Origin of the sequence: uncultured Roseobacter sp., from assembly GCF_947501835.1 — a bacterium.
GTDB lineage: Bacteria > Pseudomonadota > Alphaproteobacteria > Rhodobacterales > Rhodobacteraceae > Roseobacter.
Window position 1 is genome coordinate 1 of sequence record NZ_CANMXR010000036.1, and the last position, 10,368, is coordinate 10,368.

14 protein-coding genes are annotated in these 10,368 nt (G+C 52.6%); 7 read left to right on the plus strand and 7 right to left on the minus strand.

The genetic code is table 11. The annotated features are described in order from the left end of the window. Nucleotides 1–120: 120 nt before the first annotated feature. A complete protein-coding gene (locus Q1A20_RS25605; RefSeq protein WP_299919571.1) occupies nucleotides 121–696 on the minus strand; it encodes a hypothetical protein in 576 nt (191 codons plus the stop codon). Nucleotides 697–759: 63 nt separating this feature from the next. Between Q1A20_RS25605 and Q1A20_RS25610 the strand changes: the two genes are divergently transcribed. Next, a complete protein-coding gene (locus Q1A20_RS25610) occupies nucleotides 760–1,284 on the plus strand; it encodes a Crp/Fnr family transcriptional regulator (RefSeq protein WP_299919573.1) in 525 nt (174 codons plus the stop codon). Here Q1A20_RS25610 and Q1A20_RS25615 read toward each other — a convergent pair. The 4 genes from Q1A20_RS25615 to Q1A20_RS25630 are packed head-to-tail and all read right to left on the minus strand — an operon-like array spanning nucleotide 1,281 to nucleotide 3,897. Continuing rightward, nucleotides 1,281–1,688: a cytochrome c gene (locus tag Q1A20_RS25615; protein WP_299919591.1), complete on the minus strand. Its 408-nt coding sequence runs from the start codon at nucleotides 1,686–1,688 to the stop codon at nucleotides 1,281–1,283. The genes Q1A20_RS25610 and Q1A20_RS25615 overlap by 4 nt on opposite strands. A gap of 20 nt (nucleotides 1,689–1,708) precedes the next feature. Continuing rightward, the gene (locus Q1A20_RS25620) at nucleotides 1,709–3,004 is read right to left on the minus strand and encodes a multicopper oxidase family protein (protein WP_299919576.1); all 1,296 of its coding nucleotides are present in this window, start codon (nucleotides 3,002–3,004) and stop codon (nucleotides 1,709–1,711) included. A gap of 9 nt (nucleotides 3,005–3,013) precedes the next feature. Next, a complete protein-coding gene (locus tag Q1A20_RS25625; protein WP_299410601.1) occupies nucleotides 3,014–3,451 on the minus strand; it encodes a cytochrome c in 438 nt (145 codons plus the stop codon). A gap of 17 nt (nucleotides 3,452–3,468) precedes the next feature. Further along, nucleotides 3,469–3,897: a cytochrome c gene (locus Q1A20_RS25630; protein ID WP_299919579.1), complete on the minus strand. Its 429-nt coding sequence runs from the start codon at nucleotides 3,895–3,897 to the stop codon at nucleotides 3,469–3,471. Between the two features lie 566 nt (nucleotides 3,898–4,463). Here Q1A20_RS25630 and Q1A20_RS25635 point away from each other — a divergent pair. The 4 genes from Q1A20_RS25635 (at nucleotide 4,464) to Q1A20_RS25650 (ending at nucleotide 7,566) form a co-directional block, all read left to right on the plus strand. Then, nucleotides 4,464–4,880: a hypothetical protein gene (locus tag Q1A20_RS25635; protein WP_299410598.1), complete on the plus strand. Its 417-nt coding sequence runs from the start codon at nucleotides 4,464–4,466 to the stop codon at nucleotides 4,878–4,880. Nucleotides 4,881–5,328: 448 nt separating this feature from the next. After that, nucleotides 5,329–6,132, plus strand: coding sequence for an alpha/beta hydrolase (locus Q1A20_RS25640; RefSeq protein ID WP_299410596.1), 804 nt, complete (start codon nucleotides 5,329–5,331; stop codon nucleotides 6,130–6,132). A 16-nt stretch (nucleotides 6,133–6,148) separates the two neighbouring features. Then, complete coding sequence (locus Q1A20_RS25645) at nucleotides 6,149–7,057, plus strand: GGDEF domain-containing protein (protein ID WP_299410595.1); 909 nt, start codon at nucleotides 6,149–6,151, stop codon at nucleotides 7,055–7,057. Nucleotides 7,058–7,146: 89 nt separating this feature from the next. Beyond that, nucleotides 7,147–7,566 carry a hypothetical protein gene (locus Q1A20_RS25650; RefSeq protein WP_299919581.1) on the plus strand — a complete coding sequence of 140 codons (420 nt, stop codon included), beginning with the start codon at nucleotides 7,147–7,149 and terminating at the stop codon, nucleotides 7,564–7,566. Nucleotides 7,567–7,569: 3 nt separating this feature from the next. On the opposite strand, the gene Q1A20_RS25655 is transcribed toward Q1A20_RS25650, so the two are convergent. Both Q1A20_RS25655 and Q1A20_RS25660 read right to left on the minus strand, forming a co-directional pair. Next, nucleotides 7,570–7,695, minus strand: a complete 126-nt coding sequence (locus Q1A20_RS25655; protein WP_299919584.1) for a hypothetical protein — start codon at nucleotides 7,693–7,695, stop codon at nucleotides 7,570–7,572. A gap of 198 nt (nucleotides 7,696–7,893) precedes the next feature. After that, nucleotides 7,894–8,856 (minus strand): IS1595 family transposase, encoded by a 963-nt coding sequence (locus Q1A20_RS25660; RefSeq protein WP_299919586.1) that lies wholly within the window; start codon nucleotides 8,854–8,856, stop codon nucleotides 7,894–7,896. Nucleotides 8,857–8,958: 102 nt separating this feature from the next. Between Q1A20_RS25660 and Q1A20_RS25665 the strand changes: the two genes are divergently transcribed. Beyond that, the gene (locus Q1A20_RS25665; protein ID WP_299691928.1) at nucleotides 8,959–9,189 is read left to right on the plus strand and encodes a DUF6471 domain-containing protein; all 231 of its coding nucleotides are present in this window, start codon (nucleotides 8,959–8,961) and stop codon (nucleotides 9,187–9,189) included. 1 nt (nucleotide 9,190) lies between these two features. Further along, nucleotides 9,191–10,045 carry a hypothetical protein gene (locus Q1A20_RS25670; RefSeq protein WP_299919589.1) on the plus strand — a complete coding sequence of 285 codons (855 nt, stop codon included), beginning with the start codon at nucleotides 9,191–9,193 and terminating at the stop codon, nucleotides 10,043–10,045. Nucleotides 10,046–10,368 lie beyond the last annotated feature (323 nt).

Here is a 10,368-nt window from a genome sequence, read left to right on the forward strand (position 1 = left end):
AATAAGCCCGCGACCAACGCAGCGAGGCGGCCATCCTCCCAAATCAAAGCGACTTCTTCAACAAAATAAGCCCAAAGCTACCGATTTTCTGTTGTGCGGCGAATGCCTGCTTCGAAACTATCAATCACACGCATTGTGTCTTCGCCACATTTCAGCATCGTGACCTTCGGGAACTGGTTCGCAGAGGTCTGAGCCATATCCACGCAGTATCGCATACCCAGAAATTTGCTCGTCGTTCAAAATCTCAATGGTTTTTAAGTGGCGCGAGAGGTGAACAAAGCGCAATTCAGCGCGCGCCGTCTCTGTTTTGGCAATCAACTCAGTCAACGTAATTACTGTTAAATTGCCCGACTTGAACCCCTCATCTAGCCTCCTCTCGGCTTTGATCAGTTCTTTTCCTTTGGCGATTGCCTCTTCTTTCATTCCCTCAAAAATCGTTCGTACGCTTGCCATTTGTCGCTCGTTCAAGCCCAGCTCTTCGCTCAACTCCAGCACGTGAGCGGGGCCCGGATAACCATTCAACTCGGCAGGTAGTGCCAAGCCCCAACCCGTGCCACTTTGGAGGGCTTCGATGTCTGCTTCTGAAAGGCTGCTGATATCGCGTGCGTCAAAGCCTTTGTAGGGCTGGTTTTTGGTTTCTGCTGCAACTGGTGCGCCGAAAATGAGCCCCGCACAGATGATGTAACAGATTTTCATGAATGTCTCCGTTGGTTGCATCTTATCTGGCGCAACCAATTCCATCTTCATATGATCTTTATCATGTCATCTCAGATAATTTCGTTTTTCCTTCAAGCTTCTGATCGTCACTTCGATGCGAGAGAAACCGTTTTCAGAACTGGCGATCCGGTCGCACACATATTTTATGTTCGCCAAGGAAGTGCAGCGTTGGTTCGCACGCTTCCGTCTGGAGGCCAGGCGTACTTACAACGTGCAACCGACAACGAAGTGCTAGCAGAAGCTTCAGCCTACGCCGACGCCTATCATTGCGATTGTTTGGCATTGAAGCGATCCACAATAGCTGCGATGCCCCGCGCTCAGTTTCGCGATGCTCTTCGATCCAACGTTGATCTAGCAGAAGAATGGGCTGCCCACTTAGCGCGCACGGTGCAGATTACGCGCATGCGTGCAGAAATTCGCTCGTTGCGCGCCGTCGCTGATCGACTTGATGCTTGGCTGGCCGAGTACGGGCCTTTGCCAGAAAAGGGAGAGTGGCAATCTGTGGCACATGAGCTGTCGGTTAGCCCGGAAGCTCTTTATCGAGAGTTGGCACGCAGGCGATCCTAGTTGTGCGGAGGATTTCGTACCGCCCGAATTTCCTGGATACGCGCGGGCCATGTTGATCGAATAAACCCCAGGATGTTCCAAATCTCATCATCGCTCAATGAGTCACCAAATCCCGGCATCCCGCTGTTGAAATCGTTCACGCCCCGCGCTGCCAAAGCCTCTTTTCCTCCCAGTTTCGTATATTGAAACAGAAGCGCGTTATCATGGTGCCACGTGTGACCACGCTCGTTGTGAGGCGGCGCGGGCAGAACGCCATTTTCATTCGCAGTCTGCCAATTGGGCTGACCTTCGAGGCTTGCTCCATGGCACGCAGCGCAGTGCTCTGCGTAGAGCGCTTTGCCACTTTCCAAGTCCCTGTCATCTAACTCATGGGCAGCATATGCAAAACCCGTGGCAAAAACCATGATAGTCGTCAGCACAAACCTCATAGCACCTCTACCCAAGTCTTCATTCCGGATGCCTGATGGCCCAGCATATGACAGTGCAACAGCCATTTGCCAGGATTGTCGAAAACCACGGAAATCTTTTGAGACGCAACGCGCTGCACCAGCGATGTATCACGCAAATCGCCAACCGATCCATCTCGGTTCAACTCGTAGAAATGGTGCCCGTGAAGATGAATGCCGTGTGCAAAACTGGTGTCGTTGATCAGTTCGAAATGGGCGGTCTCGCCACGTTTGAAGCGGGCAAACGGTGCATCTTTAAACCCAGACACGCCATTGAAGGCCCAAACATCGTCGCCCGCGTGTCGACCACCCATGGCACCGCCTTCCATCTTTAAGATCAATGATTGGTCGGGGATTTCCTTTGGCTGTAAAACATTAGGGGCTGGCAACGCCTCAACGGGCGTATTGGCGGGCGTAAGATTTTCACCTGCGATTTTCAGGCTGCCCATTTCGTAAATGTCATCACGCAGGATAAATAGAAATTTGATTGCGCTGGTGACATCACCGATGAGGTCAACGCGTTGCCCAGGTGCGATTTCGAAATCCTCTAAGGGACGCGGTGTTGCAAGTGGCATGCCGTCCAGAGCAACCACCTGTCCTGAGAGTCCTTCGAAACGAACGGGAAAAACACGCGCAGTTGCTGTATTGATAAGTCTCAACCTGATCCGGTCGCCTATGCGAACGCTGTCCTGTGAAGGAAGGCTTTTGGCGTAATTGCCCATTCGTCCGGCATGGGCGAAGTCGTGCATATTGCCAAAGCCACCCATCAGTGCGCCGGTTTCTTCTATCCGCCAATCATCCAGCATGACGGTGATGTCGTGATCGACCCGAGGCGGATTGACTTCTTCAACAATAAGGGGACCGTACAGCCCCCTGGCAACCTGTTCCCATGACCGGTTGTGAGAGTGGTACCAGAAGGTGCCGGCGTCCGGTGTCGTAAAGCTGTAGTCAAAGCTTTCGCCGGGCTGGACCAAAGGTTGGGTCATGCCAGGCACACCGTCCATCGCATTGTCTAAGCGAATGCCATGCCAATGCACTGACGACCCTTCGGAGGTTTGGTTGTCGAACCGCACCCCCAGCGTTTCACCTTGGCGCACACGAAGTTCTGGGCCCGGAGTCGAACCATTGAACCCAAGCATGTCCGTCGCGCCATCTCCTTCGGGCAAGATTTGTGCCTTCACCGGCTCCGCACGCAGCACGGACGGGCTCGCTAATCCCGCATGTGGGAGAGCAAGAGCAGCTCCAGTGCTTAAAAGAAACGTTCGGCGATCCATTTTCTGTCCCTACTCTCGATACGATTTGTGACAAGACTGACAGCTTGCACCAAGAGACTTCATCGCGATTGCAAGGTCAGCTTTATTGGCAATACTCGTGGATAGACCAAGAGCGGTGTTTTCCAGCTCCAACGACTTCTGCTTGAAGTCTTCAAAGTTTGCCCAAATCTCAGCTTTGGCTTCAGATTTAGGGTCGTCTTCTTTTGCTTCGAACAAAGCCGGTGTTTGAGCCGCATGTTTCGCTATAGCGGCAGCAGCCGCACGCGCTGCGTTTTGATCAAACTGCGTCACGCCTTTGGCCATCTGACCAATGACTTTCATCTCTGCCCCGATCCCGCTCATCGCGTCCATCCGCGCCTTAACAGCAGCATTTTTCACGCCAGAATGAGCAAAGGCAGCTCCGGCGAATAGTAAGGCTATGCAGAGAATAATGTTGGATTTCACCATCGTATCAAGTGTCCCGATTAGTTGATGCCGTTGGCGCGTTGCATCTCACGAATGTAAGCGATGATCATCTGAGCATCACCGCGCGTCAAACCTTCGATTGGTGGCATGTTTCCAAAAGGCCAATGGTGGCCACGAACGCCGTTTGCCACAGCCCGCTGGAAAGCCTCGTCACTATGATGCGACGGTTCATAGATGACGTGCACCAATGGAGGAGCCACATCCACTTGGCCAACAGCGTTCACTCCATGACATGATGCGCAAGCTGCTTCAAATGCTGTTTTTCCAACTTGCGCGTTCGCCGACAGCTTTTCTGGAACGATGATCTGAGCAATTGCCGGGTCGGGTTCACTCGGGACTTGAGAGGCTTGCGGCTCAGGCTCGACCAGAAACCAGTAGGCAAGAGCCGCCACGCCGATAAGAAAGACCAAAATCTGTACTGCTCGCATGTCGAAATTTCCATATTTCACCCTTCATGCGGCTTCCAGCAAGTGGAAGGTCAAGTGGGAATAGCTGACACTTTCGTGAGCATCCAGATTGCCATCCTCACCGCGCTAAGTTCCTTGCGAAAACGAATGCGGACGCAGATGCGCCTGCAGCGAAAGGCGGCTTTCCCGCGATCCCGACCTGTGGTGTGCAAATCCAATGTCGGTTTCGGGCTGGTTCCGTCAACCGACCGAAACCGTCGGAAGTCTGCTGTGAGCCCAAAAGTGCTTGATGCTGCGAGGTGCACGAAAGTCGGCTCTCGGAATCCTCGGGATCGCTGCAGCCTGCATTGAAGTCTTGGGTATAGTCTTCACGTATCTCGGCGTTGCCGGATTCTTTTCTGCCAAACTAGGGGCGTTCGCAACGTGGGGCGGCGTTGCCTGCGCTTCAATTGGACTGGTCCTAATGAGTGCGGTTAAATCAGCAACAGCAAGACGGCGCAAAAAGGGATTTAACGCGCGTTCTCAACAGGTAGAACACCATCGCAATCTTTGATACGGTTGACTAACGGCCAAGAGAAGGAAGCGACATGGAGTCCAAAGATGCTGTGGACTTGGCGTTTAAGCACGCAGATGTGGCGACGAAATCTCTACAGTTTTTTGTTGTAGCCAGTGTTGCCGTCGGGGGATGGATCATCTCATCTGATCAACTGCGGCAGACAGAGCCATTCAGCAATCCACGCCTTGCGTGGGCAGCCCTTTACCTTTGCATCGGAACGCTGACTTGGTTCGTTCATTCCAACATCATGAACCGGCTTGATGCGTGCTTCAAACTTGCAAACAAACTCGCTAAGGACGAGCTAAGGCAAGACATGGACTTCGCTCAAATTACAAAGGTTCCACCGCGTATTGGAACCAATCTTGGCCTACCAATTCTAATACTGCTGATTGTCATGCTGATTCTGGGCTTTGGCGACAACGGCATGTTTGTAAGCTCACCACCGTAAAATTGGTCAGAACTCATATGTTTCTGACACTGGCGATAACGACCGTTTGCGACCCAGCCCTTCATCCAAAGCCGCCATTGGCGCAGCCGCAACGAAAGTCGGGAAATCCCGCAGTCCAGACATCTGCCACCGCCGAGTTCGAGCAGTTGCAGCGAACGGCGGCTATGCGGGCTGCGAGCGCAGCATCTTGACCGGTCAATGAAAGGCAGGTTTGGGCCGCTCGATGAAACGGTGCGCTAGAAATCTGCCGATGCTGCGTCGGCTCTAAGGTCGATAAAGAGCTCACTTTGACCGGTTTTGCGCTATTGGACGAATGTCTTCGATGTAAGGTTCGGCCACAGAGTTAATGAAGTATTAATCAATACTAACGCAGTGTTTACGCGCCGGGTCACCAGCGCTGCATGGCGAGCTGTTTTTGTGCGCTTGAGGCTTTGGGAGAACACATCAAATGGTCTTGGACGACACACTGGCCCGTAACAATGTCACCGTCCTTGGAGCTGGAACCAAAACGTTGGTTCTGGCCCATGGATTTGGGTGTGACCAGACGATGTGGCAATTGTTGACACCCTATCTTGAACATGATTTTCGGATTGTTCTGTTCGATTATGTCGGTTCGGGAAAGTCTGATCCAAGAGCGTTCAAAGGCGAAAAATACTCAACACTGGAGGGCTATGCTCAAGACATCACCGATGTTTGCGACGCATTGAACCTATCAGATGTCACCTTAGTCGGACATTCAGTCAGTGCCATGACAGGTTTGATTGCGGCGATTGAGGTCCCTCACATCATCTCGAAGCTCGTGATGGTCTGCCCGTCGCCGTGTTTTCTGAATGATCCGCCCGACTACCAGGGTGGCTTTGAACGGGCAGATTTGGAAGAACTACTAGGGCTCATGGACAGAAACTATGTCGGATGGGCCAATCACCTCGCCCCCATTGTGATGGGCATGAATGGGGCCGAGATGGTTGAAACACTCGCAGACAGCTTCTGTTCGACTGATCCACTTTTTGCGAAAACTTTTGCACGTGTCACCTTCTTTTCGGATTGCCGAGATCTTCTGTCAAAGGCCAAGCAGCCGACCCTGATCTTTCAAAGCACCGAGGATACGCTTGCCGCAGTTTCAGTGGGCAAGTTTGTGCAGGCTCAGATGATCAATGCCCAGCTAGAAATAGTCGAAGCCAATGGTCACTGTCTGCATATGACCCATCCTCGCGAGATTGCTCCGGCACTGGTGCAATTTGCACTTGAGTAGGTTTGGTCAAAACGACATGGTCGACATCGACCATTTTCCCTGCGGGTGTCTGATCACCACGCGCGATCAGAAAATAGTGTTCTCGAACCAATACTTCGAAGAAGAGTTGGGTTGGAATGCAAAGGCGCTGGAAAGCGCATCGGTCCACAAGCTTCTGACGACAGCCTCGGTGGCCTATTGCAACAGTTACATTGTCCCAACCGTCTTGAAAGAGGGTCGGTGCTGTGAGTCCCAGCTTTCAGTTGTCGACATTGCAGGTGCCAGACACCCCAAGGTGGTCAGTGTCAGGCGCCTGCCAAATGGCAACTTTGCATGGGTCTTTGTGGAGGCGGAAAAAAGAGACAAGTTGTTTCACGAACTCGAGTCCACGAGGCTTGAGCTGCAAAGCCAAAAGGAAAAGCTGGAGCAACTATCCTTGACGGACGCCTTGACAGGTGTTGCCAATCGACGCGCCTTTGATGCCGCCGCCCGGCGCATCTTCGCGGAAGCGGATAGGTCCGAAGCGGCCGTGACAATTTTGATGATGGACATCGATAACTTTAAATCCATCAATGACGCGCATGGTCATAAAGTCGGGGACGAGGCACTTCTGACGCTTTCCGACGTGCTGAAAGCCACTTGCAGAGCAGTAGATACAATCGCCCGCGTTGGTGGTGATGAGTTTGTCTGCATTCTGCCGAATTCATCCTTGGAAGACGCGAAACTGGTTTGCAAAAGAATACACATGGCACTTGCGGATCGCGTGACAGGCGTATGCAGGTTTACGGTCAGTATCGGCGCGTCGTGTCGACCAGCTACATCTTCGCGCCATTTTGCTGACATGCTAAAGCTGGCTGACATGGCCTTGTACGAAGCCAAAAAAGCAGGCCGAAATCAAACTAGAATTCAAGAGCCAAAACCGAGTGCAATGCGGCACCCAGACTGAAGGCACCCCGGCGGATTACTTCGGCCTTATGTATCAAGCGCACCAACAATATACCTGAACAATCGGGCCGCGTGAATCCATAATAGGGCATGGAACATACGATATTCGGACTGATTAAGAGGCGGGGCGAGATAGCAGGTCAGCACAAGGTCGCACAGAAAGCCGCTGACGCCCTCAAGGCTGATCTAGACGCCATAGACCGCGCGCTAGTGCTATGTGGCTATCAGGACGACCCCAAGGGCATAGCACCACGCGGAAAGTACAAGCAGCTATTCGGGCGCAATGAATTGAAGCTGACCATCATCAACATGCTTCGGGAAGCTCCAGCGGATGATGAAACGATAGCGGCGCATATCATTGCGTCGAAGGGCTGGGGCGATGATGTCCATGCTGATGTGCTGAAACGGGTGCGTCACGCTATCCAACGGCAGCAGAAGGACGGGCATGTGGTGCAAGACTTTGGGCCGGATGGGTGCTTGTGGAGGCTGGCCCTTCATCGGGCCAGCTAAGCGTTAGTCGGACTTCTTGTCCTTCTTCGGCTTTTTAGGCTTATCAGCCTTCTCTTTTGTATCTTCGACAGGACTCGGCACAGGATTATTCATCCCCAAACCGAGGCCAAGGCCAAGTGATAAAGCCATCTTCGGCTCCTATATTGAGCCGATGGCACTTGCGCTGCCGCACAAAATATGGGATATAAAACTCGTGAATTCACAGACACAATCGCCACCAGCGGTTACAGTTACACCCACGCCTGACCGCGTGGGTGTTTTCTATTTACCAAGAATCACTTAGCCGGTCTAGTGGAGTTCACAAATGTTCCTACAGCATGATGTGGTTCAGGCTGCCCGCTGCCAGTAGCCCTTCCAGTTACGCGATACGGGTGCGGCCATTGAGTTGCTGACCACGATCTGCGCAAGCGTACCGTTGTCGGTGCGGCGGTTGTCTTCCAGCCATGCAGCGTGGTTGGCGTACTGATAGAGATACTGTGGGCTAACATGGTGGTGCTGGCCCTGCACCATGCGGCGCAGACGCGAGAAATAGCTTTCTACCATGTTGGTGTGCTTGCCGTGGTCGCTGTAAATCTCGGAGTGGTTCACGCGGTCAACGTGATAGCCCATGTGCAACTCATCCCAATGTGACGCCTCATCCGCAGACATGGTGGACAGGCGCGACACGTTCTCATTTACCAGCGCGACCCCTTCGGCCTCAGACTGGCCCACAAAGGGCAGCGTGCGACCTTCACGCTCACGCATGGCGATTACAACGCGGCGCTTGCCCGTTTGGTGGCGCTTCAAGCGACGGTCCTTGCGGTCTGCCTTGGCGTTCTCTGGGCGGATATGACCACCAAAGTATGCACCATCAATCTCGACGTGACCTTCGAGAACTTCGCCCGTGTGAACCTCTGTCGCCATAGCTTCACGGATTTTGTGCGCCAGAACGAAAGCCGTTTTGTATTGGCAGTCCAGATCACGGGAAAGCTGTACCATGGAAACACCCTTAGAGGCGTTCACAAGGATGCAGATCGCTGCCAGCAAGTCTACAAAGTCCATCTTGCGCGATGCAAAGATGGTGCCGCTGGTCACGCTGAACTGATGGTGACACGCCTTGCACTTGAACTTGCGGCGGGTGGTGATCTTGTAGGTTTCGTCATGGCCGCAGCATGGGCAAACTGCTTCACCGTCAGTCTCAGGCCAACGCATTTCACAGAACGTCTGGTACGCCGCGTCCTCACCAGCCTTGTAAATCGAGCGCAATGAGAGCGTTCGAGATGCTGCTGAAAGGAGGAAGTGTTGTGCCATTATCATTACCTATGATGTCTATACCCTATAAATAGGGGTTACACATCATCATTACAAGGGCTATATCCCTATAAATAGGGTTTTATCCACTGAGGTAGTGAAATGCCAAAGGCGCAAACGGACGCGGAATGGTCAGATCGAGCAAAGAACCTGCTACGTTCTGAGCTAAAAAGAAAGGGTGTGACTTATGCTCAATTGTCTGATTTACTTGAGAAAATAGGCGTTCAAGAAAACGAAAAGAACATTGCGAACAAGATCAGCCGTGGTGTGTTTACGATGGCTTTCTTTCTGCAATGTATGGCTGCAATTGAGGTCACAGAATTGAGGCTTTGAAATGGTTTCCTATGACGTGAAAGAGGAGGGCGATAGGCTGATCATCACGCTTGATCCGGGCCAGCCAGTTGAACTGACAGACTTGGCGGGCAGCTTCGCCGCGCTTTCACGTATCTATGAGCGACACTACAGAAGCGGATCAGAAGATGCGCCCCGCCTCTTTGTAACCAAGCTCGAAACCGGGTCGGTCATAGCCGAGATTGCGCCCTATGGCATTATGATGGGCGGTATCGCCATGATGGATGGCGGCATGATCGTGACCGATTTTGCCAATCGCGTTTGGCGAGGTATTAGCTATTTCACTGGTGGGGGCAAGGACACAAAGCTGCTCGAAGCGCCTTCCAAAGAGGATGCCGCTGACCTCAAAGAGTTCACACGGCCACTTGTCGGGAAGACGGGTGCAAGGCTCGGCATCAAGCAAGCCAGGTACGAAAAGACAGACGGTGAAAAGAAGACAGTTGTTGAATACAAATTCGATGAAGCCGAATTGAACAAGGCTTCAGTCAATATGGACAAGGCGTTGGCTCTGCCTGCGCCGAAAAAGCCCGAAGATGAGAATCAAGACGACAAGATACGCTCAGAGGTGATGCTTTTTCTAGAGCAAGCCAATCGCGGTCCTGGCAAGGAAAAAGGTCGCACTGGCGATAGGGGGCGTGTGCCTGACATTTCAGACAAGGTGCTGCCTGTCTACTTTAGGCAAAGCATCCAAGGGCTGAAGGAGAAGATGTTACAGGGCAAGGATAACCCGTTCGCGATGGTCTTTGTCGTGGATGTCTACGCCACCCGCATGGATGGTGAGATCAAGGGCTACACCGTCACTGAAATTCACGACAGCTTTGAACGTGACGACGAATAGCTTGGTGCGTTTGATACATAAGGCCGGATTACTTCGCAAAACAGTCATTGGTTCGATATGCTCGAACGACAGAATTGTCCGCGATGTGTGAGTTCAAGCGACGCCAGATTTGCACTTGCAGCTAATGACCGGAATGCGGGCTGCTATCGCAGAAAGCCAACAGGAAGCCGAATGTCTCTTATGGGCCGTCCACCGCATGACGGTCCGCAGCCATCTTTCAGATGCCGCGCTGCATCCGAGGTCCGTAATGAGCCTATTTTGTTGAAGAAGTCGCTTTGATTTGGGAGGATGGCCGCCTCGCTGCGTTGGTCGCGGGCTTATTG

Coding starts and splice junctions, on each gene's coding strand:
- Q1A20_RS25605 (WP_299919571.1), bottom strand. CDS start 696: ATGAAAATCTGTTACATCATCTGTGCGGGGCTCATTTTCGGCGCACCA.
- Q1A20_RS25610 (WP_299919573.1), top strand. CDS start 760: ATGTCATCTCAGATAATTTCGTTTTTCCTTCAAGCTTCTGATCGTCAC.
- Q1A20_RS25615 (WP_299919591.1), bottom strand. CDS start 1,688: ATGGTTTTTGCCACGGGTTTTGCATATGCTGCCCATGAGTTAGATGAC.
- Q1A20_RS25620 (WP_299919576.1), bottom strand. CDS start 3,004: ATGGATCGCCGAACGTTTCTTTTAAGCACTGGAGCTGCTCTTGCTCTC.
- Q1A20_RS25625 (WP_299410601.1), bottom strand. CDS start 3,451: ATGGTGAAATCCAACATTATTCTCTGCATAGCCTTACTATTCGCCGGA.
- Q1A20_RS25630 (WP_299919579.1), bottom strand. CDS start 3,897: ATGCGAGCAGTACAGATTTTGGTCTTTCTTATCGGCGTGGCGGCTCTT.
- Q1A20_RS25635 (WP_299410598.1), top strand. CDS start 4,464: ATGGAGTCCAAAGATGCTGTGGACTTGGCGTTTAAGCACGCAGATGTG.
- Q1A20_RS25640 (WP_299410596.1), top strand. CDS start 5,329: ATGGTCTTGGACGACACACTGGCCCGTAACAATGTCACCGTCCTTGGA.
- Q1A20_RS25645 (WP_299410595.1), top strand. CDS start 6,149: ATGGTCGACATCGACCATTTTCCCTGCGGGTGTCTGATCACCACGCGC.
- Q1A20_RS25650 (WP_299919581.1), top strand. CDS start 7,147: ATGGAACATACGATATTCGGACTGATTAAGAGGCGGGGCGAGATAGCA.
- Q1A20_RS25655 (WP_299919584.1), bottom strand. CDS start 7,695: ATGGCTTTATCACTTGGCCTTGGCCTCGGTTTGGGGATGAATAATCCT.
- Q1A20_RS25660 (WP_299919586.1), bottom strand. CDS start 8,856: ATGGCACAACACTTCCTCCTTTCAGCAGCATCTCGAACGCTCTCATTG.
- Q1A20_RS25665 (WP_299691928.1), top strand. CDS start 8,959: ATGCCAAAGGCGCAAACGGACGCGGAATGGTCAGATCGAGCAAAGAAC.
- Q1A20_RS25670 (WP_299919589.1), top strand. CDS start 9,191: ATGGTTTCCTATGACGTGAAAGAGGAGGGCGATAGGCTGATCATCACG.